The organism is Corynebacterium sp. P4-C1 (assembly GCF_030503595.1).
Classification (GTDB): Bacteria; Actinomycetota; Actinomycetes; order Mycobacteriales; family Mycobacteriaceae; genus Corynebacterium.
Genome location: NZ_CP129966.1, coordinates 1078862 through 1103318, shown reverse-complemented (window position 1 = coordinate 1103318; position 24457 = coordinate 1078862). Strand labels below are relative to the sequence as shown.

General features: G+C 59.6%; 18 protein-coding genes and 3 pseudogenes. 7 read left to right on the top strand and 14 right to left on the bottom strand.

Annotated elements, in window-relative coordinates:
• Positions 1-70 precede the first annotated feature (70 nt).
• The gene (locus tag QYR03_RS05255) at positions 71-673 is read right to left on the bottom strand and encodes a TetR/AcrR family transcriptional regulator (protein WP_042529878.1); all 603 of its coding nucleotides are present in this window, start codon (positions 671-673) and stop codon (positions 71-73) included.
• A 199-nt stretch (positions 674-872) separates the two neighbouring features.
• Entirely contained in the window at positions 873-2237 is a 1365-nt protein-coding gene (locus tag QYR03_RS05250) for an MFS transporter (protein WP_301713267.1), read from the bottom strand.
• 133 nt (positions 2238-2370) lie between these two features.
• Between QYR03_RS05250 and QYR03_RS05245 the strand changes: the two genes are divergently transcribed.
• The gene (locus QYR03_RS05245) at positions 2371-3132 is read left to right on the top strand and encodes a helix-turn-helix transcriptional regulator (RefSeq protein WP_269507746.1); all 762 of its coding nucleotides are present in this window, start codon (positions 2371-2373) and stop codon (positions 3130-3132) included.
• Positions 3133-3337: 205 nt separating this feature from the next.
• Here the strand turns inward: QYR03_RS05245 and QYR03_RS05240 are convergent.
• A pseudogene (locus tag QYR03_RS05240) lies at positions 3338-4197 on the bottom strand (IS3 family transposase); the annotation flags it as partial.
• On the opposite strand from QYR03_RS05240, the gene QYR03_RS05235 reads away from it, so the two are divergent.
• On the top strand, positions 4191-4763 hold the full coding sequence (locus tag QYR03_RS05235; protein WP_367657544.1) for a site-specific integrase: 573 nt from the start codon (positions 4191-4193) through the stop codon (positions 4761-4763). The pseudogene QYR03_RS05240 and the gene QYR03_RS05235 sit on opposite strands and share 7 nt — an antisense overlap.
• A 233-nt stretch (positions 4764-4996) precedes the next feature.
• Here the strand turns inward: QYR03_RS05235 and QYR03_RS05230 are convergent, their stop codons facing one another.
• The 3 genes from QYR03_RS05230 to QYR03_RS05220 all read right to left on the bottom strand — a co-directional run bounded on the left by QYR03_RS05230 (position 4997) and on the right by QYR03_RS05220 (position 8059).
• Complete coding sequence (locus tag QYR03_RS05230) at positions 4997-6184, bottom strand: IS481 family transposase (protein ID WP_301713561.1); 1188 nt, start codon at positions 6182-6184, stop codon at positions 4997-4999.
• Positions 6185-6478: 294 nt separating this feature from the next.
• The gene (locus QYR03_RS05225; protein WP_301713458.1) at positions 6479-7543 is read right to left on the bottom strand and encodes a 2,3-butanediol dehydrogenase; all 1065 of its coding nucleotides are present in this window, start codon (positions 7541-7543) and stop codon (positions 6479-6481) included.
• A gap of 186 nt (positions 7544-7729) precedes the next feature.
• Complete coding sequence (locus QYR03_RS05220; protein WP_301713457.1) at positions 7730-8059, bottom strand: hypothetical protein; 330 nt, start codon at positions 8057-8059, stop codon at positions 7730-7732.
• Between the two features lie 201 nt (positions 8060-8260).
• Here QYR03_RS05220 and QYR03_RS05215 point away from each other — a divergent pair.
• Positions 8261-9498, top strand: a pseudogene (locus QYR03_RS05215) (IS256 family transposase).
• 260 nt (positions 9499-9758) lie between these two features.
• On the opposite strand, the gene QYR03_RS05210 reads toward QYR03_RS05215, so the two are convergent.
• The 3 genes from QYR03_RS05210 to QYR03_RS05200 all read right to left on the bottom strand — a co-directional run bounded on the left by QYR03_RS05210 (position 9759) and on the right by QYR03_RS05200 (position 16153).
• Positions 9759-11444 (bottom strand): AMP-binding protein, encoded by a 1686-nt coding sequence (locus QYR03_RS05210; protein WP_301713456.1) that lies wholly within the window; start codon positions 11442-11444, stop codon positions 9759-9761.
• A gap of 33 nt (positions 11445-11477) precedes the next feature.
• On the bottom strand, positions 11478-14750 hold the full coding sequence (locus QYR03_RS05205; RefSeq protein WP_301713455.1) for a bifunctional cytochrome P450/NADPH--P450 reductase: 3273 nt from the start codon (positions 14748-14750) through the stop codon (positions 11478-11480).
• 272 nt (positions 14751-15022) lie between these two features.
• Positions 15023-16153: a GDSL-type esterase/lipase family protein gene (locus QYR03_RS05200; RefSeq protein ID WP_301713454.1), complete on the bottom strand. Its 1131-nt coding sequence runs from the start codon at positions 16151-16153 to the stop codon at positions 15023-15025.
• Positions 16154-16386: 233 nt separating this feature from the next.
• Between QYR03_RS05200 and chrA the strand changes: the two are divergent.
• Positions 16387-17560: pseudogene (chrA, locus tag QYR03_RS05195) on the top strand (chromate efflux transporter).
• A 9-nt stretch (positions 17561-17569) separates the two neighbouring features.
• The gene (locus QYR03_RS05190) at positions 17570-18571 is read left to right on the top strand and encodes an LLM class oxidoreductase (protein WP_301713453.1); all 1002 of its coding nucleotides are present in this window, start codon (positions 17570-17572) and stop codon (positions 18569-18571) included.
• A gap of 138 nt (positions 18572-18709) precedes the next feature.
• Here QYR03_RS05190 and QYR03_RS05185 read toward each other — a convergent pair whose 3' ends face one another.
• Genes QYR03_RS05185 through QYR03_RS05175 form a run of 3 tightly spaced genes read right to left on the bottom strand, consistent with a single transcriptional unit; the run spans position 18710 to position 20103 of the window.
• A complete protein-coding gene (locus tag QYR03_RS05185) occupies positions 18710-19309 on the bottom strand; it encodes an anti-sigma factor (protein ID WP_301713460.1) in 600 nt (199 codons plus the stop codon).
• Entirely contained in the window at positions 19309-19857 is a 549-nt protein-coding gene (locus tag QYR03_RS05180; RefSeq protein ID WP_301713452.1) for a sigma-70 family RNA polymerase sigma factor, read from the bottom strand. The genes QYR03_RS05185 and QYR03_RS05180 overlap by 1 nt, the downstream gene beginning before the upstream one ends.
• A gap of 30 nt (positions 19858-19887) precedes the next feature.
• Complete coding sequence (locus QYR03_RS05175; RefSeq protein WP_301713451.1) at positions 19888-20103, bottom strand: hypothetical protein; 216 nt, start codon at positions 20101-20103, stop codon at positions 19888-19890.
• Between the two features lie 178 nt (positions 20104-20281).
• Here QYR03_RS05175 and QYR03_RS05170 point away from each other — a divergent pair, with 178 nt between their 5' ends.
• Positions 20282-21934: a cytochrome c biogenesis protein CcdA gene (locus tag QYR03_RS05170; RefSeq protein WP_301713450.1), complete on the top strand. Its 1653-nt coding sequence runs from the start codon at positions 20282-20284 to the stop codon at positions 21932-21934.
• Positions 21935-21954: 20 nt separating this feature from the next.
• Here the strand turns inward: QYR03_RS05170 and QYR03_RS05165 are convergent, their stop codons facing one another.
• Positions 21955-23106, bottom strand: coding sequence for an aminotransferase class V-fold PLP-dependent enzyme (locus QYR03_RS05165; RefSeq protein ID WP_301713449.1), 1152 nt, complete (start codon positions 23104-23106; stop codon positions 21955-21957).
• Between the two features lie 61 nt (positions 23107-23167).
• Here QYR03_RS05165 and QYR03_RS05160 point away from each other — a divergent pair, with 61 nt between their 5' ends.
• Entirely contained in the window at positions 23168-23338 is a 171-nt protein-coding gene (locus tag QYR03_RS05160) for a glycerol dehydrogenase (protein WP_259851794.1), read from the top strand.
• Here QYR03_RS05160 and QYR03_RS05155 read toward each other — a convergent pair.
• Entirely contained in the window at positions 23335-24447 is a 1113-nt protein-coding gene (locus QYR03_RS05155) for a ThiF family adenylyltransferase (protein ID WP_301713448.1), read from the bottom strand. The genes QYR03_RS05160 and QYR03_RS05155 overlap by 4 nt on opposite strands.
• Between the last annotated feature and the right edge of the window lie 10 nt (positions 24448-24457).

The window sequence follows — 24457 nt, the reverse complement described above, 5'->3', positions numbered from 1 at the left end:
CTGGATTCTCTAGTACAAAATAAAGGTGCAGGTGAGCCCGACAGCTCACGGATTTCTCAGTAGTGGCGTATCAAGGTGTCAGGGCACTGAGGCCGAGTGCGACGATCCGCCGCAGTTCCTCGGGTGCGGAGCCGGCCTGTGCCATGACGCGAATCCCTGAGATCAGGGTGACGACCAGCAGTGCGGTGTCCCGAGCGTCCAGGTCCGGCCGGAGGCTGCCGTCGAACCTGCCGGCCCTGACGGCGTGCTCCAGCATCGCGAGCTGGCGTCCCAGTGCACGGTCGAGGATGCGGGCGACGCGCGGGTCCTGACTGCCGCGGTCCGGCGTCATGCGTGTCGTCACGACCATGCACCCGGCCGCGTGCCCTTCAGTGGACGCCTCGTACTCCTCGGCGATCATGAGATTCAGAACACCGCTCACGCGTGCGAAGCCATCCAGTTCGGCATCGGCGAGCACCGCCTCCTGACTCTCACCAGTGACCTCGACATAGCGCTCCAGTGCTCGAACGAACAGCTCATCCTTGGAGTCGAAGGCGTTGTACAGGCTGCTCCGCCGCACCCCGGCCGCCGCGCACAACTGCTCAGTCGACGTGTCCGCGAATCCACGCACCCTGAACTGCGCGGCCGCGGCATCCAGCACCGTCGCCTCGTCAAACGTTCGTGGTCTACCCATGTCCGCGATGCTAGCAGTTAATGGACTATGGAGTACAAAACAAACACAGGCCGCGACCGACGCAGCGTTGACTGGTGCAGCCGTTGTTGAATGGGCTGCCCGCATGACGCGCACCTGGCTCGTATAGGTGCTGTTGCAAAGTTGGGGGGGAGAGCAGCTTCTTCGACCTCCTCCGATGGTGCTTCATCACACAATGATTCTAAACTTCAGGTGTAACTGGCTCCTGTAGGTGACTGATGATGGTGGCAGCAACTACGAGCGCTGCGGCACCGAAGACTCCACCGGCGACCGCGACGGCTGTGTGGAAGCCTGTGAGGAACGCTCCACTGGCGACCATTTCGCCGAGGACTGCGACGCCGACGACGCTGCCGGTCTGGCGGGCGGCATTGATGACTCCTCCTGCGATGCCGACATGTTCCGGCGGGGCCGAGGCCACTGCGGCCGAGGTCGCGGCCGGCATCGCGAAGGCCATCCCGAATCCAGCCGTGAAGGTCAACACCGCGACCACCACGTAAGGGGTTTCTGCGGTGAGCAGCACGAGGCTGCTGAAGCCGATCGTGCCGACTACCAGGCCGGTGAGCATGGTGGGGAACGCGCCCCACCGGGCGACGGCACGGCCGCCCAGCGGTGACGCGACCACGGCGCTGCACGCCTGTGGTGCCAGCGCGAGGCCTGCCAGCCACGGCTCGTATCCCAGGTACTGCTGGAAGAAGAGGGAGAGCACGAAGAGTTGTCCGAAGAAGCTGATGTTGAGCGCGAGCCCTACCATTGCGGCCACGGAGAACCGGGCACGAGTGAACAAGGCCATCGGCAGCATCGGGTCCGGGTGTCGTCGCTCTGCGATGATGAACAGGGCGAGGAAGACGCCCCCGGCGATCAGCACGGCTACCTGCCAGGGTGACCATCCGTGTTCGCCTGCGGTGATGACTGCATAGGTTACTGCCACCAGCGTGAGCACGGAGAGCACCTGTCCGGGTAGGTCCACCCGTCTCGCGCGACTGCCCGTGAGCGCGGGAATTGCCCACAAGGTGAGCAGACAGCCGATAGCGACGATGGGGAGGTTGACCCAGAACACCGCCCGCCACCCGATCGTCGACACCAGCGCTCCGCCCAGGACCGGTCCGATCGCGGCGGCAACACCTCCTGCGCCGCCCCACAGCCCGATGGCGCGTGCTCGTTCCTTCGGATCGTCGTACACAGCCGACAGCAATGCCAGAGAGCCCGGCACGATCGCTGCCGCGCCCACGCCCTGGACGGCGCGACCAGCGACGAGGAACCCGCCTGTGGGAGCGAGGGCGCACACGGCCGAGAGCACAGCAAAGACCACCAGGCCAGCGAGGTAAACCCTGCGGGCCCCGAGACGGTCGCATGCGGCCCCAGCTGTGAGAAGGAACGCGGCGAACACGAGGGTGTAAGCGTCGACGACCCACTGCAGTGAGCCCACCGTCATGTCGAGGTCAGTGCCGATCTCGGCGAGGGCGACATTGACGATGGTCGTATCGAGCATGACGATGAAGAAACCGAGGAGGGTCGCGACCAGCGCCGTGCGCCGATGCGCGGTCATACGCGAGACTCCAGCGAAGCCTCGGCGGGCGGGTGGCCGAAGTAGGTGCACTTGTAGAAGTCCTCATCGTAGTGCCCGCGTAGCCGTTGGCGGTCCCCGTTCATCGCGATCGCTCCCTTCGTCTCCTGATGCAATGAATCTGGTGAGTTCAAACTACGCCTGCGATTGTTCGGTCGTCACCGAACAGTTCCGGGTGCACACTGGAGACATGGTTGCGCGCGTGTTTCCTGAAGCGGTCCCGGATATCTCGACAGTCGCGTCGGCTCTGGCTGACTCGTCGCGGGCGGCCATGTGTGCTGCGCTCATGGACGGGCGGGCCTGGACGGTTGGTGAACTGGGCAGGTACGCGGGCCTGGCCCGGTCGACGGCGAGCGAGCATGTTGACGTGCTCGTCACCCACGGTCTCGTCCACGACATTCGGCAGGGCCGGCACCGCTACATTCGCCTGGCCGGGGAAGACATCGCACGAGTGGTCGAGAGCCTTGGCGTGGTCGCCCGCTCGCCCCTGCCCACTCCTCACAGCCTCAGCGCGTCACGGGCGAATGCGAACCTACGTGAAGGCCGCACCTGTTATCAGCACCTCGCCGGTAAGCTCGGGGTGCGCCTGGCTGAACAACTGGAAGAGCACGAGTTCATCGACTCGCACTGTCAGGTCACTAATCAAGGTCATCGCTTGTTCATGCAGTGGGGTGTGCCCCCGAAGATGCTCGACACGGGCAGGTCGTGCATGGACTCCACCGAACGCCGCTTCCACCTCGCCGGCCCTCTCGGCACGGGAATCTGCAAGACTCTGCTGGATAAGGAATGGCTTTCCCGCAGGGGTCGTACCCGGGCCGTGCGTCTCACTCCCGCCGGGCGGGCAGCGCTCAACGACGCGGGGATCTCCCTCAATTGACCGATAGCCGTCCCTGAGGGCTTCAGTCGTTCTTTGGCACCGGCGTGACCTTTCGGACGATCGAAAGCCGGTCGGAACAGGATGAGAGTTCCTGGCAAGGGTTGAACGGATCAAATTCGCGCGATCCTGGACGATCCGCCTGGGGATAACGAAGCATTTGGTCAAGAATATGAGGCAGCCAATCGCTTCAGGGAGACTGCCTCACATCAGCGATCGCAAACCCCGTCAACTGCCGCGAATAGCAGTCGATAACCGTGGCCAGGTACATATTCGACCCGTCCGCGATCGGCAGGTACGTGATGTCGCCGACGTAGACCGCGTTCGGCCTGTCCGCAGTGAACCGGCGTTGCAGCAGATCCGGAAACCTCGGGGCCCGTTTACTCGACGTCGTCGTTTTCACCCGGCGTTTCCTGGTGAAACCAAAAAGGCCCATCTGCCGCATCAGCCGGGCGGTGCGCTTGTGATTGAGACGGCCGCCCTTGCCCCGGTCGTTGACGGGATCGGAGTTGATCGCCGCAGTCACTCGTTTCGCGCCGTAGCAGCCGTTCTCGGCGTTGAAGGTGGCCTTGATCTGCGCTCCCAGCACCGCGTCATCGACGAGGCGTTGCCGGCGGGCAGGGGCAGCTGATTTCCAGGCGTAGTAAGAGGACCGATTGATTTTCAGGACCTGGCATAACCGCTTGACCTCGTAGAGGTCTCGATGGTCGTCAACGAACCGGAAGCGGTTCACCAGTTCGTCTCTTCCGCGAAATACTTGGCCGCCTTACGAAGGATTTCTCGTTCCTCGCGGAGTTTGGCGTTTTCGCGTTCCAGTACGCGGATGCGCTCGGCGTCCGACAGTCCTGAGGCAGCGGTGGCGGAGTCCGACGCGGCGATGAGGCTGGCGACTTTCTCACCGTTGGCATTGGTTTTGGTGCGTGTGCCGAAGGCATCGAGCCAGCTGCGCAGCGAGTTGCGGTTGACCCCGAGATCGGAGGCGATCGCGTTGATCGTTGCTCCGGGAGTCGACTCGTACAACGAGACTGCGTCACGCTTGAACCGCTCGGTGTAGGTCTTGCGTGGCATGGTGGAAAGGTACCTCACTTCCCCAGCGACATGCTGGTTTCAGCGTGTCCACCACCAGGGGGTCAGGTCCGGGTCTGCGTATTAGCGAAGCGCTTGCGCTCACTCGTGAGGACGCGACTGTCACGCAAGACTCACTCGCGGTGACGGTGCAGGCAGAACACTCCAAGACTCACCGGGGGCGAACCGTACCGATGCTTGATGCGCGGTGCGAGAAATTCTGGCTAGAGCGAATCAAGACAATCGGCCCCGGCGATCCGCTCCTTCCGGCACCGGGGGGCAAGCACTCGCACTGGCGGACGGATAACACAGTCAAGGCGTGTGCGGCGCTTTACAAAGACATTGGCGTCCAACTCGAAGACCCGGCCGTTTCTTCCATGAGATCACACGCGTGGCGCACGGTGCTCAACAACCGCGCAATCGCTCGCGGAGTTCCCGCCGAGATCCGAAGCGCCTTCTTTGGGCACACCGAAGTGATGAACGCTCGAAACTACACGGACCTCACCGACGTTTCGGCCATGCAGTCAGTGCTTGCGGGTGGTGCACTAGATGGTGCACTAGAGGGATGATTCTGGATGTTTCTAAATGGCTCTAAATGATCTAAAACGCGCCTAAACTGCATGGTCAGAATCGAATAACACCAGTTAGGTTCGAATGTAATCCGATAACCCAGAGGTCGTTGGTTCGAATCCAGCCCCCGCTACCAATGTCCTCAGTCGCGACATCGTTGACAGATCAGTCGCGACATGGTGGACAAACCGGTGTCTTGGTTTTTATTTTTCCAAGGCGCCGGTTTTGGTTTTCAGGTCAGTGGGGGTTGGCCTTTTCGCCAGTAGGCTTTTTGGTAATTGCGGGATGTGTCGATGTAGTGCTCGGCGATGGGTTCGCCGGTTTCTTTTAGTGATGTTGTGATGTGGTTGTCGGTGATGACCATCAGGACTTCTTCGCCGTAGTAGGCGCGTCCGATTCCTAGGCTGTAGAGCCTGCCGGCGTAGCGGATGGTGACTTTGCCGCTGGGGGCGACGACATCGTTGCGGACGCGCCATTCTTCTTCGGGGGTGTGGTTGGGTTCGGCCTTGGGTCCTGTTGTGTATGCCTGTTGTGGGGTGCGCCGCCCAAGTGATCTGTGGGGGCGTTCGGTGTTGTAGTAGGCGGCGAATTCGTTGAGTTGTCGTTGAAGGTGGGGGATGGTTTCGGCGGGTGGTTGGGCGTTGATCCAGCGTTTGAGTGTTTGGTGGAAGCGTTCGATTTTGCCTTGAGTTTGTGGGTGTCCTGGCCGGCCGTTTTTCTGTTGGATGCAGTTGTCGGTGAGGACTTTCTCAAAAGCGTTGCGGCCGCCTTTTCGTCCGGCTAACCGGGCGGTGAACACCAGCCCGTTGTCAGTGAGCGTGGATGCCGGTGGGCCGTAGGTGTCGATGAGGCGTTGGAGTTCTGCTGCGACTGCTGGGCCTGTAAATGCTGGCCGGGCGGTGATTGATAGCAGGTAGCGGGAGTGGTCGTCGATGAAGTCGAGGACTTCTACGCGTCTGCCGTCGATGAGGAAGAGGTAGGTGATGTCGGCTTGCCAGCATTCGTTGGGCATGGCGGCTTCAAACCTGATGTAGGAGCTGCGTGGTTTCTTTTGTGGTTGCGGGTCGACGAGTCCGGCGTCAGTGATGATGCGGCGGATCGTTGATGTTGACGGGGTGCGAAGCCCCTGCCTGTCTAGGTGGAAGGCGATGGTGTCTGGGCCTGCGTCGAGTCCTGCTTTGGTGAGTTCTTTGCGCATGTCGATGATGTAGTTGCGCAAGCTGTCCGGCACGGCATTTGGGTGGGTGTGCGGTGCGCGGGATTTCGGGGCGATGGCCTCTGCGCCGCCGGCGTCGAACTCGGCAAGAATCTTGTAGACGCGCTGGCGGGAGATGCCGAAGCGTTTGGCGACTTTGATGACTGGTTCACCTTGATCACGGACGGCTTTGACGATGGCAAGGTTGCGGTTCGGGCTGTTCATTTGTCAACGATGTCCCGACTGATCCCCGCATCGGCACCAGACGCGCGGGGGTAGCGGAAGGTGCCAACGATGTCGCGACTGAGGTGTCAACCATCACCCCAGAATGTTTCCGCCCCCTAAGTGTCAACCATGTCGCGACTGACCTGTCAACCATCAGGAATGATGTCCCAGGCACGCCGTGTCAACTATGTCATGACTTCAGACACAGCCCCCGCTACCAACTTAGGACCCCCTACCCGGTGTTTAACCGGGTAGGGGGTCCCTCTGTCTGCGGCGGAGATGCCGGCTGCCGTTCTAGAGCTCCGGCGACACCAGAATCTTCACGGCAGTCTCGTTGTGGTTGATCAGGGTGTCGAACCCTTCATCCACCACACCGTCGAAGCCGATCTTGCTGGTAATGAACGGCCTGAGATCGACCTTGCCGGATTCGAGCAATTTGATGGTCTCCGGGTGGTCGTGGGCGTAGCCGATGATGCCGCGCAGGGTCAGTTCCTTCATCACCAGCGCATGGATGTCGAGCTCGGCCTTTTTGGACCAGATGGACACGACGACGAGGGTGCCCTGTAGCTTGAGGCAGTCGACGAGCTGATCAAGCACGACGTTGACGGAGGTGCACTCGAATGCGACATCGGCCCCGTTACCGTCGGTGATTTTCTGGATCGCTTCCTTGAGGTCCTGCGATGACGGGTCGACTGTGTGGTCGGCCACGCCGGCTTCGACCGCTTTTTGGCGCCGAAGCTCGGAGAGTTCTGAGATCACGACGGTGCACCCGTAGGCTTTGGCCACTGCTGCGGTGAGCAAACCAATCGGGCCAGCGCCGCCGATCAGTGCAACGTCACCTTCCTTTGCACAGGAGGCGACGAAAGCGTGGTGGGCGACGGACAACGGTTCGATCAGCGCAGCCTCGTCGAGCGGGATGCCTTTGTCGATCGGGTGCACCCAGCGTCGCTGCACTGCGACCTGTTCCGACAGGCCGCCGCCGCCACCAGCCAGACCGATGAAGTTGACGTCGGGGTGGAGGTTGTAGGGGCCCGGTTTCTTCGGGTCCACGTCGTCAGGCAGAACGTAGGGCTCGACGACGACGTGCTGACCCACCTGGAGGTCATCGACACCCTCGCCCAGGGCCGAAACTACGCCGGAAAACTCGTGGCCGAGCGTGACCGGCATTTCTTCGCCAGTCACCGGGTGCGGGTTTCCCTTATCCGGGACGAAGATTGGGCCGTCGAGGTACTCGTGGAGATCGGTGCCGCAGATGCCGCACCATGCGATGTCGATGAGGACCTCGCCCGGGCCTGCAGCAGGAGCGTCAATTTCTTCGACACGGATGTCTTTCTGTCCGTGATAGCGAACTGCTCGCATAGGAAAATCCTTTCAAAATGGAATAAACCCAACTTTAGTTTGAAATTTCCAATACGGGCGAATCTGTGCAGTTACTCACATGGGCACAGTGTTCCGCCACGCCTTTCCGGGGGGAGCCTCCGGGCTAGCGCGCCCGTAATTTCACGCCTGGGGCCGGTGCCGCTGAGCGGATGCCCGACGTGGCCTTCACCGGAAGCCCGTGCAAAAGTCACCGCATCGATCTGGTGCGGGTAGCGAGGGATGGTGAGAAGTGTCTTCCTTCGCCCAGGCGATCATCTGGTGAGCGAGCACATCCGGGCTCGACGGATCGAATTTGTTCTGGAACCAGTACTCGAACGTTGCTGACTCACGGGTGTAGTTGATGATGCCGTAGCCGAGGTCGGCCCACTCCATGTACTGGACCGGCAAGTTCATTCCCAAGAGTCCTTGCTCGGCGACACGGGTCGCGGAGATCACTCCGGGGGAGCCGATGCGCATTGGTCCGGCGATGAGGTCGTCGGCGCCACCTCGGCCCATGGAAGTGGGGGCGAATTCGACACCGGCGGAAAGCTGGCGCTTATTCTTGACGGCGAAATTTCCAGTGGTCAGGCGGACTGCAGGTTGCGTCCCTTAGTGTGGTGTAACGCTTTCTGATGGTGGGCCCTGGGAGATACAAGGGCGGCCACCGTCAGTAACCTTTCGACTCAACTACCACATCTCACCGAAAGGCACATGACGATGACCGCTGCTCCGCATTCTATCGACCCTGCAACCTATCTGGACGATCTGCTGGAACCGGCCTCCCCGGATCTGTTGCGCCAGATGCTGCAAGGGTTTATCAACCAGATCCTCTCCGCCCAAGCCGACACCGTCTGCGGGGCCGAGTACGGCGTCGCTTCTACCGAGCGGGTCAACCACCGCAACGGGTATCGCTACCGCGACCTTGATACCCGTGTGGGCACTATCGATGTCGCAGTGCCGAAACTGCGCCACGGAGCATTCTTCCCAGACTGGCTGTTAGAGCGCCGCTTACGGGCCGAACGCGCTTTATCGACAGTGATCGCGACCTGCTACCTCAAACGGGTTTCCACCCGCAGGATGAATGACCTTGTGGCAACCCTTGGGATTGCAAATATGTCGAAATCTCACGTCTCGCGCATGTCGGAAAAACTCGATGAGATGGTCACAAACTTCAAAAACCGCCCACTCGATCCCGGTGGGTACGCCTACCTGTCGTGTGACGCGCTCACGATCAAAGTCCGCGAAGGCGGCCGGGTGGTCAAATGCTTCGTGCTGCTTGCCACCGGAGTCAACGCCGACGGCTACCGCGAAATGCTCGGCATGCATGTCGCCACTGCGGAATCCAACGCATCGTGGAAAGGCTTCTTCCAGGACTTAAAAGCCCGCGGGCTTCGTGGTGTCTTCCTTGTCACCAGTGACGCCCACGAAGGCATCCAGCACGCCATCTCCGAAGTGCTTCCTGATGCATCCTGGCAGCTCGCCGCACCCACTGTGCGAAAAACCTCTACGAAAAGGTCCCGAAAACACAATTGCCGATGGTCTCTGCGATGTTCCAGACAATCTTCCAGCAACTTGACGCCGCATCCACCTGGGGAGAAGCCCGCGAGGTAGTCGATTTGCTGGAGCCGAAATTCAGGTGGATCGCTGCCTATCTGGAGGAATCACTCGATGAGGTGTTGGCGTTTACCGCAGCCCCGAAACCAGTCTGGACAAAAATCTGGTCGAACAACCCCACCGAGCGGTTAAACCGGGAGATCCGCCGGCGCACCGACGTCGTCGGCATCTTCCCGAACCGCGAATCCATCATCCGGCTCGTCGGCCCTGTCCTAGCCGAGCAGCACGACGATTGGATCCAGCAAAAACGCTACATGTCACTATCTACACTCGAACACACCAACCAACTCATGCACCACCCAGGAGATGATCACGGCGACAAACACCAGCTAACCGCCTAACCAAATCCCGAACTCAATACCGAGCCGAAAGCTAGACGGCTACACCACTACCCGGGACTTGACCGGAAGGAACCCAAAACAGCCTACGTCACATAGGAAAATGAGGCTTCATTCTCTTTAGAAGTCCATTCTGAGGTCGAGATACTGTATCGGGGCGGTCCTTTGAGGCGTTGTTGGATTCGGTTGTTCTGAAAAAGGGCTGCTCCCCCATCAGCAGGCAACTAACGGGGGAGCAGTGCAGAGAACGTAGATTAACAGTCTTAAACGGTAGATTGTCCGGGAAGTTCAGGCCGGATCACTTTGCCCATCGGGTTTCGCGGGAAATCGGCCACAAAGAATACATCTCTCGGTGCATGAGCATCTGAAAGACCAGCCGTCACGATTCGTCGCACTTCCACGTCGTCGAGTTCGTTTGCGGTTACCCCGTCCTCACGAATTACGTAGGCTCGCAGAGCTTGCCCATAGTGAGGATCTGAGACACCATGAACATGGACATCGTCAATCCTTTCGTCCCGAACGAGGAGATCCTCAATCTCCGAAGGGAAGATTTTCTCGCCATACTGTGTGATTACAAGGTCATCTGCTCGACCTTTAACGTAAAGCCGATTACCGCGTCGATAGCCGCGATCACCCATTCGCAAAAGATTGTTGTTGGTCTTGATCTCGATTGAAGGGTCAGTGTAGCCAACAAACATATCGTATGCGCCGGCGAAAATTTCGCCGATTTCACCGTCCGGTAGAAGAGTGCCGTCGTCATCACGAATTTCGATAACTGAACCGGGGTGAATAGTGCCTGTGAGTGTCGGATCTGCGGCTAGCTCGTCAGCATCGGAGATGGCTAACCCTGAGGTCTCGGTTGACCCGTAGCAGTTGTGGAAAACTTTTCCGAACTTCTCATTTACTTTCTCGACCTCGTATGAGGTTAGTGGGCTACCGGAAGAAGTGATGAATTCTAGACCGTCTACTCGGTCGGTTGCGTTCCGGTCGAGGTGAGCGATCATCTCTCGTAAACGAGAGGCTGAACTGATCCAAGCATTGATGTCGTATTTTTCGAACTGTTCAAGAGCTTTAGAAGAATCGAAGTTCCGCTGCGTAACGATTGTTGAACCGGTGAAGATGCACATGAGCATATTGCCCCACCCGTAAAAGTGGAACAGCACCCCGGTTAATAGAACGGACATACCTCTCCGCCACGGGACGGTTCCAAGCAGGGGTCCGATCCCTTGGGGGGACTTCAGCTGCCTTCGGATTACACCCTTAGGCATGCCCGTCGTTCCTGATGTCATTACCACATGCTGTGACTTAGTAGGTTTTTCAGGTAGAAGATCGAGATCTGTGGAACCGCTCTCGATGACCTGGTCCATTGTAAGGGCATCTGCTGGAAGCATTCCGGGGTCGTCGATATGCCCGATGATGACGGTGCAATTCTCTTTGGTCTTGTCGGTGAGCCGGTCGTAGAAACTCTGATCGACAATGAGGGTTTCCACCTCGTGGAATTCTAGAACCCGTTCGATCTGGGGTCCAGAACTATTAGCGTTGATCATGAAGATGTGATAGCCGACGAACTGGCGGGCGCACAGTGGGAAAATGGAAGCACGACCATTCAAAGCCAAGACGGCTAGGTTACCTCCATCGCGGACCCCATTTTGCATCAAACCAGTAGCCAGCCGTACCACACGGTCATAGAACTCGTAGTAGGTCAGCTCTCCGTCGTCATCTACAAGCCCCAGGCGTTCTGGATGACGCCGAGCGGTGTTGGCAAGGCCGCCGCTTTCAAGCGAGCCAAAACGCTTAATGGTTCTAGCATCTGCTTTGACTTCGGCGACAGAGCCGAGCTCGAAGATGTTGTTCTTTCGGATGACTTTCAAGAAGTAGAAAAATTGACGTATGATTTCCTTTTTTGGTACCCCGTGGTCGGTATCTGGGTGAAGAGTGTATTTAGACATGTGCGCTTCCTTTCAGTAGCGGGGTGTGCTCGATTAGGTGAATGCCTCTGTTACATAAGTAAAGAGTTCCTGCTCCATATTTCTGACTTCTGCAGCAGCCTGTTGCTCATTGAAGCCTCGGTGCTCCGAGATTATCTTTGCGAAAGTCTTACGGACCGCTGGGGCCATCCGCTTGGCATCTCCGCAAACGAGGGTCTTCGCTCCTTTCTCGAGAAGATTGAACACATCATTGCGATCCGAATAGAGGCGGTCCTGAACATACTTAATGTCCGTACCGCTTTCGCTTCGACTGTGGTGACGTGAGAACGCGGTGCGAACATCGATTACACCATCCTTCTCCCACTCATGGAGTTCCTCGCTATATAGGAAGTCGGATTCGGGGCCGTGGCAGCCATAGAAAAACAAAGATTTAGCTGGTGTGATGCCTTCATTGTGGCAACGTGTTGCACGTTCCTCGATGAATGCACGGAGAGGGGCGATCCCAGTACCAGCGCCGATAAGAATCATTGGTATGGATGGATCTGGCTCCACTTGGAAATGTTTATTTCCGGGCACTACCGAAACCAAGATCTTAGAACCGGCCTGCTGTTTCGCTAAATAATTGGAAGAAACGCCAGTGAAGGTTCCACGGCCTGACCATGCAGGAGATTCGATGCGGGAGAAGGTCAAAGAAGGCTTTGTCGGTTCACCGAGAGCAGACGACGAGATTGAGTAGCGACGAGCTCGGAGCGGCTCAAGCATTGAAATGAACTGGCCGAAGGTGAAGTCTACAGATCGGAAAGTTTCGAGGAAATCTAGGAGCGAGGTCCGCTTCTCGAGCAGCTCGTTGTAAGTTTCGGTTTCAGCGAGTTGCGATAGTTGAGCTTTTTCGGGTGGGCATTGACACTGTGCAACTGCTAGATCCAGGTGCCGCTTGCTCAACGGTGTTGCAAGCTCAACGTAGTTTTCAAGTAGATCATTAATTGTCAATACTTGGTCTATGGGCAGGAACGTGGAGCAACCGGAAAGCTTTATGCGATCTTCCCCTGCTAATTGGAAATGGTCCAACACGCGGTTGACACCGGATGACGAGTTCTTCGGAAGTACCTCTAAGTAATCGCCTGTCGAGTATGAAATCCCTTCAGGAAGTTCAAGAACAGCCTTGAATTTCTCGTTCATGGTCCCATCAACGTCTGTGGATAGCTTTTGAACGCTGGTGACTACTGCTTCGACGAATGGGCCGTCTGTCTCGGCTACCAACATATTCTGACGCCCAGCATCAACTACTGTGACCTCGACGAAGTCTGACTTGCTGTGATCATCGAACGAAAGATCGAGATCGGCTGCGAGTTTTGACCAAAGTCGTTTTGACCAAGATTCGAAGTCGGCGAAATAGTCTCCCTTCATGTCAATTACACCGCGATCAATCAATCGTATGGCTCCGCGAGATTCCATGGCCTCGTCGATCTCGGCTGGAACGCGTTGGAACGTCTCTGCCCAGTCTGAGTTACCGCTGCCAAGCACAGCAAATTTCACACCTGTTAGTGACGGTGTTTCCTTGCCTGTTATCCAATTGAAGAAACGCTTTGCATTATCCGGGGGGAGACCTTCATATGAGCTGGTAGCTACGATTGCAATGTCGCCCCCCTGCAGAGAATTGACGGCATCATCGAGATCAGACATGTCGACTTCGAAGCCTTGTGTTTTGGCAAAAGCCGCTAATTCTTCAGCGTGACTACGAGAGGTTCCGGCGTTAGAACCTACGAGCAGGCGCAGCTTATACCCGTTCGGAGGAGCATCGACCTTTGTGATTGGTGTCTCTACTGTCGTGGGAGCGTCAGCGTGAGGCTCGTCGTAGCGCTTGGGTCCGAGGTACGGATATTCTTCCCTCGGTTGGATAGTGACGAACAGGTCTTTCGGTTTCGAAGTTAGGCCGTCAAGCATTTCCAGTTCATAGCTTGGAGTTGCGAAGTTGAAATCCAAGTGTTGAACAATCAACGCAAGCATCATGGTGGCTTCTTGGAGCGCGAAGAAGCGGCCGAGACACGATCGTTGCCCATTTCCAAATGGTTTCCACGCATTATGAGGTATTAATTTGGCATTCTCAGGATCGAACCGTTCCGGTCTGAACTCTTCGGGATTATCCCATACGGCCGGATCACGATGCATGTGTCCGAGGAGAACCAACAGCGTGTCTCCAGGGTTGACAGTTACAGGGGTTCCTCCTGTGCCACCGTTCTCACCAATCGTCGTAGTTTCAAAAGGTGTCACTGCATATGCCGGAGCAGTGGGGTACTTCCTTAGACCTTCACGAAGTACTTGATCAATGTAGTTTAGATCTTTGAGATCTTCATATTGAGGGAATCTACCGTTGAGGACCGAATCGGTGTTTTCGCGTGCCTTGGTTAAGACTCGGGGATTACGCATCAATTCGTAGAGAACGAAACTGAGCAGCCCAGAAGTTGTCTCGTGGCCTGCAATTAGAAACGTAATCAACTGATAGCGTAGGTTTTCGTCGGTCAGACGCTCCCCAGTCTCAGGATCGGTTGCATTCATCATGACATCGAGAACGTCTTCATAGCCCTCTGGGCTAGGATTCCTTCGTCGTTCCCTAATCAAACTATCGACGGTGTCCTGCATGACCGAGACATCGTTCTTGAACTGGTGATTGCCAATAAGACCAAGAGTCTTCTGAATCTTCAAAGCATGGGCTCGCTTGCCGGCATGATTCAAGCCACGACCCATTGCGTCGATAAAGGGGTGAAAGCCTTCTGTATAGAATGAATTGAAGCGAAATGTAAATGAGCAGAGCGCAATGGTGTCGAGCGTCAATCTAGTGAAGTCACCAGCGACATCAATTTCTTCATCGGCTCGTGCTCTCGACCACTTAAGCATAAGCTGGTCTGCGATGTCTGCCATGCGGTGGTACATTCCGCGCAGAGCAACTGGGCTGAAAGCGGGCATAAGAATTCGATGTGCTTTACCCCACTCCGGATCGTCGAACTCGGCGGTAAAAAGGCCGTTACCAGAGAATCCGCTTACTTCTTGGAGGGCGGGGTGGACGACCTTATGAAAACGGGTTTCATCTGAGAGCTCATCGACCAAGGCGAAAGAGGTCACCACGTAGAACGGTGCAGAGCCGGGTATCTCTTGTCGATAAAAACGCCCGTGTTTTTCAGCCAATCGCGTTCCGGACTGAACGATGTTGCGTGGATCGAGTGAATAGGCGGTTCCGATTAGCGGGTACGATTTCGGCCCGGGGATAGCGGTGTCAGGGTTAACGCTCGATGAGCCCAGCCTAGGGCGTTCGGAGGTTTTGGACATCATGATGATTCCTTAGACCGTTAGAAAGTCGCTAATGGATTCTAGAATTTAGGTAGAGCGTTAACGGCTACCTGAAATGAAAGTTCTAAAGATTGCTTAACGCTTGGCCAGGCGTTAAGAGTTCTCCCCCAAAAATTTTCGATGGTTGGAAAACCGGTGAGGTGTATCAGTGGAGTGGTCAACGGATACTCCCTGATAAGCATAAGGGCGAATTCGGGTGTCATGTGTATCAATCTTTCTGTATCTAGCTGCCTACGCAGAGGGGGATGGACTGGTTAACTGAAGTATGTTTCAGTAATGCGCTTAGCGTAGTAGACGTGTCCGGCATCGGTTAGGTGGCCTGCGAGCTTGTGTGAGGCATCGTCTGCAATGGAAGCGCCGTAACGGCCCGGATCGTTCGAGCAACCATTCTTTCCGCTTTCTACGGAAATTTCGGCAACCATGTCAAGAAACTCGCTATTCGTATCAGCGGCAGCTCGTCGCTGCTGCTCGCGAACTTCGTCTTGGTAGTAGGCTACCAACGGAAAGTACCAGTGACTGGTAACGTTTAAAAGATTAGATCCACAGGTGTGGTTGAAACCATCTGTCTCATCGGGAATCCCGAGGATGATCACCTTGGCGCTAGGCGCGGTTTCCTTGATGCGATTAATTGCTCCCACCATTGCCTCGTTGAAGCGTTTCATCCGTTGTTCCTGGGTGGTTTTTGAAGGGAAGTTACTGGGCTGGTAGGTGTCGTTCACGCCAGCGCTGATGGTGACCAGCCGGGTATTGGAATCAAGACTGCCATCCCTGATGGCTCGTTCAACTTGCTGACGAACTGTGTCATGTGGAATCGAATCATTTTCCGTAGGTTCTACATAAGCAGTGGCACCGGGGCACGAGTAGTCTTCTAGGCGCAGACCGGTGCTTCGCGCGGCCTGAGCTGCAAAATTGTTGGGGTCCTGCGCACAAAAACCTTCTCGGGTCGTCGGCCATTGTATCGAGGGGTTCTTCAGCTTCGCTCGGTAGACGGTGACATCCAAGGCGGTCGGATTTGCAGCTACTGAGTCGCCAAAGCTGACGTAGCTTTCCTTGACGTGGCTATTGACTGGTGGGGCCGGCTCTAATTCTTCAAGCTGGGGAACGTTAGGCGCAGGAAGCGAAGGAACTTGAGGAAGGTTAGGCGCGGGAAGGTTAGGGACTTGGGGAACGTTAGGCGCGGGAAGCGAAGGAACTTGAGGAAGGTTAGGCGCGGGAAGGTTAGGGACTTGGGGAACGTTAGGCGCGGGAAGGTTAGGGACTTGGGGAAGGTTAGGAGCGACGGGTGCCGAGAGTTCAGGCAGATTAGGCGCAGCATCGGCAACTGGGAGCATAGCGCCACAGGCCAATGCGGTCAGGAGAGTAGCACCAAATTTATAAAACCTCATGTGTTCCTTTCCGGCGATATTCGTGTCGCCTAGTTATACTTAAGCCCTCCAAAGGGTTTCCGAACATAGTAGCTCATCCAGATCCAGCCGTCATCTTTTCGCAACTCAGCCGTCATCTTTTTGCAACTTTAGTCATATCTGGCCAACAGGTGACATACAGAGTTTTGCTATCTTTGAAGGGAATCTCGCCTTAAAATTCAACAGATGGAACAGGTGGAACGAAGGGAGCTTGCATGACTTCGCCATTGCGCATCTTCAGAATCTTCCTCCGCCTCGGCTGCACCTCGTTCGGCGGGCCGACGGCGCACCTGGGGTATTTCCGCGACGAATTCGTGGAGAAGCGGAAGTGGTTTTCGGACAAGCAGTACGCCGACCTGGTGGCGCTGTGCCAATTCCTGCCCGGGCCGGCGTCGAGCCAGGTGGGTATGGCGATCGGCCTGCAGCGCGCCGGGTACCTGGGCATGTTCCTGGCGTGGGTGGGCTTCACGCTGCCGTCGGTGCTGCTCATGGTGGCGTTCGCGCTGGGCGTCGCGCAGTTGGGCGATATCAGCGAGGCAGGCTGGCTGCTCGGTCTGAAGGCTGCGGCTGTCGCTGTCGTGGCGCAGGCTGTGTACGGCATGACGAAGAACCTGGTCACCGGCAAGATTCACGCCGCGATCGCCGTGGCTGCGCTGGTGCTCGTTCTGCTCGTGCCGCACCCGCTCATCCAGGTCGGGGCGATCGTGCTCGGCATTGTTGCCGGTCTGGCGTTCCTGCGCGTCAAGAAGGAGGCGGACGACCAGCCCCAGGCTGAAAGCGGGTCGCGCACCTTCGGCATCGTCTGCCTGGTGCTGTTCTTCGCGTTGCTGTTTGTGCTTCCGCTGGTGGCGAGGCTGATCGGCACGACCGGCGCGGATATTTTCGACACCTTCTACCGCGCGGGCGCCCTCGTCTTCGGCGGCGGCCACGTGGTGCTGCCGCTGCTGGAGACCGTCACGGTCGGCCCCGGGCTCGTGGACCACGACACCTTCCTCGCCGGCTACGGCGCCGCCCAGGCCATGCCGGGCCCGCTGTTCACTTTCGCGTCCTTCCTCGGTGCGAGTGCGCAGGGCATGAACTGGGCGTTGGGGGGCGACGATTGCCACCGTCGCGATCTTCTTGCCCGCCGCGCTGCTGGTCCTCGGCGCCATGCCGTTCTGGGAGCGGATCCGCCGGATGCCGCGCGCGGGTGCTGCCCTGGCTGGTGCGAATGCCGCGGTGGTGGGCATTCTCGGCGCGGCGCTGTACACCCCGGTCTTCACTTCCGGCATCACGGGCGTGGCCACGCTGTCCATCGCCGTGGTCTGCTATGCGGCGCTGACCTCGTGGAAGGTTCCGCCGTGGGCCGTGGTCATCGGCGCGGCGCTCGTCGGCTGGGTGGTGCTCTAGGCTGGCGGTATGAACCCGCTGTTTTCACTCTCCGATACCCCGCACTGGGAGCTTCCCGGCTTCCACCAGACGTTCAAGCCGGGCGAACTCACAGTCGGACTGACCCTGCCCATCGAGGAGGACGCTGAGGAGAACCCCGTCGACAGCCTGGACAACCAGCTGGGCCTCATCCGTAAGGCGGAGGCCGGGGGAGTGGCCGCGATCTGGGTGCGCGACATTCCGCTCCGCGTCGAGACCTTCGGCGATGTCGGCCAGGTCTACGACCCGTGGATGTACCTGAGCTATCTCGCCGCGCACACGGAGACCATCGCCCTGGGCACCGCGGCGATCGTCGTGCCGTTCCAGCACCCGCTGCTCATGGCCAAGCGCGCAGGCACTATCGACCGGCTCAGCGGCGGCCGCTTCCTCTTCGGTGTGGCCACGGGCGACCGCCCTGAGGAGTTCCCCGCGTTCGGCCAGGACAAAGGCATGCGCGACGAAGAGTTCCGCGAAAGAATCGACGCTTATCGACGAGCCACACACACCTCCCACACCCCCATCCGCTGGTCCGGCGGCCGGATGGGCGGTGCCGATGTCGTCCCCAAGCCTCGGGCCCGTGAGGTGCCGCTGCTCGCCACCGGTTCCTGCCAGCAGACCCTCGAGTGGCGCGCCGAGCACGCGCACGGCTGGCTGATGTACCACAAGGGCTTGGAGGTCCAGCGCCAGAACGTGCGCAACTGGAACGCCGCGGTGGCCGACTGGGCCGCCCGAGAAGGGGTGGCCGGGACCCCGGCGGCGTTCAAGCCTTTCGCGGAATCGTTGTGGCTCGACCTGCACGAGGACCCGGACGCTCCCGCCAGCGGCGGTAGTTTCGGCTACCGTCTCGGTCGCAATGCCCTGGTCCAGCTGCTGCGCTCGCAGCGCGATGTGGGCATCAGCCACGTCATGGTGAATTTCCGCTCCAGCAAGCGCTCCGCTGAGGACCAGCTCGATGAACTGATCGAGTACGTCATCCCCGCGCTGCGCCGCTAGGAGTCGTGCGGCCGCTCAGCCAGTTCCAGCTATGTGGATCCAGCTAATCGGCCTCAAACCCGCTGATAGCTGGATCCAGGTAGCTGGATTTGTGAGCTCTGATGCCGGTGCCCAAAGGCGGGCCGGCACCGGCATCAGTCAGGACAGCGAAATCTCCGCTAGCACCGTGCCGGAGGGCTTCTCCGCGCCGGCGGCGACTTCCTCAGTGACCAGCACGGAGGCGGTCCCGCCGGGCAGCGGCATCCACACATCGTCGTGGGATTCCTGGCCGATGACACCGGCGGATTCCATTGCGCCGTCGTCCATGACGGCCCAGACTTGGGCGCCCATGCCGTCATCAAGCGTGGGCTGGCCGTTGACCATGGCGCCGCCTTTGCCCATGTCGGAGCTGGCGACGACATCGAGCGTGGCACCCATCGCATCGGCCTGGCCCTGGCGGGCGTCATCGGCCTCCATGACGGCATGCATCTCGTCGACACCCTGGGCGGAGTAGGACTCCGAGGAGTTCTCTTCGGTGAACTGCGTAACGGTGACTCCGCCGCCGACGAGCAGCACGACGGCAGCGGCGGCTGCGGCGAGCTTCCTGCCGGAGCTGTTCCTCCTGCGCTCCCGGGCGGTGTCGAGGTCGGTGACCTGCTCGGCGGCATCGATACGCGCCATGATGGAGTCCTTGAGCTCCGGCGGCGGCGCGACCGGCGTGGCGGCGGAGTTGAGGAGGTCCTCGAGATCTTTGTCCATCACAGGCCTCCTTTCACTGTCACGGCCTTGCGCAGCTTCTGCAGTCCGTCGCGCACCCGTGTTTTCGCGGTTCCGAGTGCGACGCCGGTGGCGTCGGCGATCTCCTGGTGGGAGAGCTCCCCGAAGTACGCCAGCATGAGGGCGCTCCGGTGTGGTTCCCCGATTGAGTCGATGAGTTCTTGCAGCTCTTCAGACTCTAGTCGCTGCTGGGCTTCGTCTTCTGCGGCGACGACCCACGTGGTGAGCTGCCGGTTGAAGTCTTCGGTGTCGCGGGCCTGTGCGCTGCGCCAACTGCGCAGCCGGTCGATGGCCCGGGACTTAGTCAGGCGCAGAATCCACGCCTTCGCGCTGCCGCGTGCCGGGTCGAAAGTGTGGGCGTTTTGCCACACCTCCACGAACACTTCTTGGGTGACCTCTTCAGCTTGTGCCCGGTCGCGCAGAATGTGGGTGGCTAGACCGAGAACTTGCGGGGCCAGAACGTCGTAAAGCTCGGCGAAGGCGGCTTTATCGCCTGCGCGGACGCTAGTGAGAAGACGGTCTGGATCCACAAATTCCAAATCTAACACCGTGGGCACGGACTACTTGGATTCTTCCATCATTTTGTCGTCCATCTTCTCCTCGCTCATCATGGCCTCGGACGAGGGCGTCATGGACTCGCTCATCATGGCGCTGGACGACGGGGTCATGGAACCGTCCATCTTGCCGTCCGTCTCCTCGGTGTCGTTGCAGGCGACAAGTCCGGTGGCTGCGATGGCGATGGCGCCGGCGGCGGTGATGGTGCGGTTGATAGACATGGTTTCTCCTTCACATTGTCGGTTTCGCAGGCGCAGTTTTCTGGCCTGTCATAGGGAACTACGGAGCACCCCGGTACGGCGGATTGGACGGGGGCAGAAATTTTTTCGGCCAATCCGATTGGTGGGGTTTCTCCGTAGTGCTGGGTGACGGATAGGAAACCGGAAGTAAGGAAAACTTATGTTCAGCGTGATTCTTGTCGGACTGGTTGGCGGGGTGATCACGGCCTTGTCGCCGTGTATCTTGCCGGTGTTGCCAGTGGTGCTCGGGGTCAGCGTCGGGCGTAGACCGTCACAGGTGGTTGCGGGCTTGGCACTTAGCTTTGCGACGATCGCCCTTCTCGGCTCCCTCCTCCTCAGCGCCCTGCATCTGCCGCAGTCGGTGCTGCGCTGGACGGGCGTTGTGCTGCTTGCCCTGGTCGGAGCGGGCATGATCTACCCGCCTTTGGGGGAGCTGCTGCAGAAGCCGTTCGACGCTCTGCCGCGGCCCACATCACTGACGCAGAAGACACGGAACAAAGGCGGCTTCCTCATCGGTTTGGCCTTGGGCGCGGTGTATGTGCCGTGCGCGGGTCCGGTGCTTGCCGCTGTCACGGTGGCGGGCAGTACCGGCAAGATCGGGTGGAGCACGGTCGTGCTCACAGCCGCATTCGCTATCGGGTCGGCGCTGCCGTTGTTCTTTTTCGCCTTGGCGGGAAACAAGATCGGGGACAAGGTCGATGCGGTGCAGCGCCACCGCAAGGCCGTCGGCGTGGTCATTCTTGTGTTCACCGTGGCGTTGGCTCTCGACGCCCCGGCCAAAATCCAACGCGCTTTGCCGAACTGGACCCAGTCGCTGTCCAGTGATTTCGAGAATTCCGACCTGGCCAACGACGCATTGAGCAAGGTCGGGCCGAGCGGCGGCGGTTCGTTGGAGCAGTGCCGCCGCGCGGACAGCCGCGAGCTGCAGGATTGCGGTCCGGCGCCCGAGTTCGCGGGGTTGGCGAACTGGATCAACACCCCCGCGCCCGACCACGGACCGACCCCGCAGGACGGCGGTGTGACCCTCGTGGACTTTTGGGCCTACGCCTGCATCAATTGTCAGCGTGCGGGGGAGCACATCACCAAGCTTTACGACGCCTACCGCAACGCGGGCCTCACCGTCATCGGCGTCCATTCACCCGAGTACGGCTTCGAACACGATCTGGGCAATGTCCGCGCCGCGGTGGAGAAAGAAGGCATCCACTACCCGGTGGCGCAGGACAACGACTTCGCCACGTGGCGGGATTTCAATAACCGCTACTGGCCTGCACGCTACTTGGTGGACAAGGACGGAAATGTCCGCCAGATCGTCGAAGGGGAAGGCTCATACGCCGAGACGGAGAAACTCATTCGCCAGCTCCTGAAGGACGCCGACCCGGATGTGCAGCTTCCCGAGCCCGTGGAGGGCAACGATGCCTCCGACGGCACCAAGGGCCGCAACCCAGAGACCTACCTGGGCACCGCGCGTGCCGAATACACCCGGCAGCGCGGTTACACCGACGGCGAGCGCGATTTCGGGGAGCTTCCCGCTCCGGAGCGCGGCATGTTTTCCCTGAGCGGCAAGTGGAAACTCGAGGAGGAATCGGTGCAGTCCGAGGGCGGCCACCTCGACGTCAACGTCTACGCCAAGTGGGTCCAGCTAGTCGTCAGCGGTGAGGGCGAAGTCGACGTCGCGTACCCGGATGGCTCAACGAAGACTTTCCCAGTCACGGATGGGACACTCGACCTGCTGAAAGATGAAACGCCCACCGAGGGTGTGCTGCGCATTAATCCCTCAGCAGGCGTGAAGTTGTACTCGCTGACATTCGGCTAGTCGCAGCGGGGCGGCAGCCGCTAGCCCGCGACGACCTTGTCCAGTGCCTCGGAGAAGCGCTGGACCGCACCGTCGACATCTGCCCACTTGTCCAGGCCGAACAGGCCGATGCGGAAGGTGGAGAAGCCTTCGGGCTCGCCGATCTGCAGGGGAACGCCGGACGCGATCTGGATGCCGGCCTGCTTGAAGGCAGCGCCGGAAGCCTGCTCCGGGCTGTCGGCGTACATGACCACGATGGAGGTGGCTTCGAATCCCGGTGCGGCGACGGAGGCGAAGCCCTTGTCGGCAAGTACCTTCCGCACCTTGGTGCCCAGCTCAACTTGACGCTCCGTGAGCGCGGAAAGGCTGACTTCCTGGGCTTCCTTCATCAGCTCGAGGTTGCGCTCGATGGTGTCGGTGGGAACGGTGGCGTGGTATGCGGCGGAGCCGTTGACGTAGCCCTCGGAGATGGCGGTCCACTTGGCCAGGTCCATGGCGAAGCTGTCGGAGGTCGTGTTGTCCAGCTCCGCGCGGGCGGCTTCGGAGAACATGACGTAGCCGGTGGACGGGGAGCCGGACCAGCCTTTTTGCGGGGCGGAGATGAGGATGTCCACGCCGGTGGCCTCCATGTCGACCCATTTGGTGCCGGCGGCGACGCAGTCGAGGACCATGAGGCCGCCGACCTCGTGGGCGGCGTCGGCAAGCGCGCTCACGTACTCAGCGGGAAGCTCGAGGCCCGCAGCGGTTTCCACGTGAGCTGCGAAGACGACGGCGGGGCGCTCGGTCCGGATCTGCTCGACAGCGTCCTCGATTGCGGGCGGGGCGTAAGCGGGGCGGTCACCGTCGGAGACGGGCTCCGCGTTGAGCACGGTGACCTTCCCGGCGATGCCGGATGCGTCGAAAATTTGGGTCCAGCGGTGGGAGAAATTACCGGTGCGGATGACCAGTGCATCTTTGCCGCGGACGAACTGGCGGGCGACGGATTCCATGGCGAAGGTGCCGCCGCCGGGCACGACGGCCACGGATTTCGCGTTGTAGGTGTCCCGCAGGATCGTCTGCAGGTCCTGCATGATGCCGATGAACTTGGCGGACATGTGGTTCAGCGAACGGTCGCTGAACACTGCCGAGTATTCGAGCAGGCCGTCGGGGTCGATCTCGTGTCGGGGGAGTTTCGTGGAAGCGTTGTCTGTCATGCCCTCACGCTATCCGTTTTCTCCTACGATGGTGGGCGCTTACCGCGAAAAGGAGAGAACTATGGGTCGTTGGATCATCGCCATCATCGGAGCTGTCGTCGGCGCGTTGCTCACCGGCTTCATCCTGGGCCAGCTGGGTGTAACGGGCATCCTCTACACGATTTTGGTGCTCGTTGGCTCGGCCGTCTGCTCGTCGCTCGCGGGCACGCTGGCCAACCGCATCAACCGCTAGAGCGCGTTCACGCCGCCAGGCAAGCTCGTCAGGGTCATGCCGCGCTGGGCGGCATGGGCGGCATGCTTATCGACGAACCCTTGAGACCTCTTCCCCGACGCGCAGTACACCACCACGTCGGTGCCCTCGGGGAGAGAGTCTATGAAGTCGTCGCCGAGCTGGGGGTTCTCCTTTAACCGGGAGGTCGGGATGTGTTCGCTGGTGGCGGCTGAGATGTCTTTGAGGGCTTTTTCGTGTTCCTCGCGCACGTCGAGTGCGACTGCCGCGCCCGTGGCGACTGCGTCGAGTAACTCCGAGTTGTCCGCGGCCGGGACGGCGCAGGCTGCGGCCTCGTAGTCGCTGAACGCGGTGACGAGTTCGCGGCCCGGGTCGTGCCGCACGGTGAAGCTGCGGATCTGCGTGGTCAGGGCGTCGTACATGTGGAGTGCGCCCACCGGTGCGTCGCCAACGCCCGTGAGGAATTTGATGACCTCGGTGGCCATGAGTCCGCCGACCACGCTGGTGGTCACGCCGAGCACGCCGGCGGTGGCGCAGTCGGGAACTGAGTCCGCGTCGGGCTGGTCGGGGTAGAGGTCGCGCATTCCTACACCGTCTTCCGGCGCGCCGGGGCCAGACCACCATAGCGCCACATCGCCCCGGTAGCGCAGCACCGAACCCCATACCAGGGGAGTGCCGGTGATCTCCGCGGCATCGGCCGCCATGAATTTGGTGGTGAAGGTGTCGGACCCGTCGATGAGCACGTCTACGCCGTCGAGCAGTTCAACGGCGTTCGAGGAGTCCATGCGGCCGTCGATGGTGGTCACCTCGATGCCGGGCTGCAGTTCGCGCAGGCGTTCTGCCGCCACGTCCACTTTCTTGCGGCCCACATCGGATGCCCCGAAGAGAATCTGGCGGTGAATATTAGTGAGGTCGACGACGTCGTCGTCGATAAGCGAAATATGCCCGACTCCCGTGGCGGCGAGCGTCTGCATCACGGGACAGCCGAGCCCTCCTGCGCCGATGACCAGCACGTTTGCTCTGTGGAGCGCTTCTTGCTGCTGTGGCCCGAATCCGGGCAGGTTCATTTGGCGTGCGGTTCGGCGTAGTTCTTGCTCCGGAAGAGAAATCACACCCCTTAAC

Bases quoted from the DNA above. Each gene is read 5' to 3' on its own strand.
- QYR03_RS05255 (WP_042529878.1), bottom strand. From the start codon at position 673: ATGGGTAGACCACGAACGTTTGACGAGGCGACGGTGCTGGATGCCGCG.
- QYR03_RS05250 (WP_301713267.1), bottom strand. From the start codon at position 2,237: ATGACCGCGCATCGGCGCACGGCGCTGGTCGCGACCCTCCTCGGTTTC.
- QYR03_RS05245 (WP_269507746.1), top strand. From the start codon at position 2,371: ATGAATCTGGTGAGTTCAAACTACGCCTGCGATTGTTCGGTCGTCACC.
- QYR03_RS05230 (WP_301713561.1), bottom strand. From the start codon at position 6,184: ATGAACAGCCCGAACCGCAACCTTGCCATCGTCAAAGCCGTCCGTGAT.
- QYR03_RS05225 (WP_301713458.1), bottom strand. From the start codon at position 7,543: ATGCGAGCAGTTCGCTATCACGGACAGAAAGACATCCGTGTCGAAGAA.
- QYR03_RS05220 (WP_301713457.1), bottom strand. From the start codon at position 8,059: ATGGGCCGAGGTGGCGCCGACGACCTCATCGCCGGACCAATGCGCATC.
- QYR03_RS05210 (WP_301713456.1), bottom strand. From the start codon at position 11,444: ATGTCTAAATACACTCTTCACCCAGATACCGACCACGGGGTACCAAAA.
- QYR03_RS05205 (WP_301713455.1), bottom strand. From the start codon at position 14,750: ATGATGTCCAAAACCTCCGAACGCCCTAGGCTGGGCTCATCGAGCGTT.
- QYR03_RS05200 (WP_301713454.1), bottom strand. From the start codon at position 16,153: ATGAGGTTTTATAAATTTGGTGCTACTCTCCTGACCGCATTGGCCTGT.
- QYR03_RS05190 (WP_301713453.1), top strand. From the start codon at position 17,570: ATGAACCCGCTGTTTTCACTCTCCGATACCCCGCACTGGGAGCTTCCC.
- QYR03_RS05185 (WP_301713460.1), bottom strand. From the start codon at position 19,309: ATGGACAAAGATCTCGAGGACCTCCTCAACTCCGCCGCCACGCCGGTC.
- QYR03_RS05175 (WP_301713451.1), bottom strand. From the start codon at position 20,103: ATGTCTATCAACCGCACCATCACCGCCGCCGGCGCCATCGCCATCGCA.
- QYR03_RS05170 (WP_301713450.1), top strand. From the start codon at position 20,282: ATGTTCAGCGTGATTCTTGTCGGACTGGTTGGCGGGGTGATCACGGCC.
- QYR03_RS05165 (WP_301713449.1), bottom strand. From the start codon at position 23,106: ATGACAGACAACGCTTCCACGAAACTCCCCCGACACGAGATCGACCCC.
- QYR03_RS05160 (WP_259851794.1), top strand. From the start codon at position 23,168: ATGGGTCGTTGGATCATCGCCATCATCGGAGCTGTCGTCGGCGCGTTG.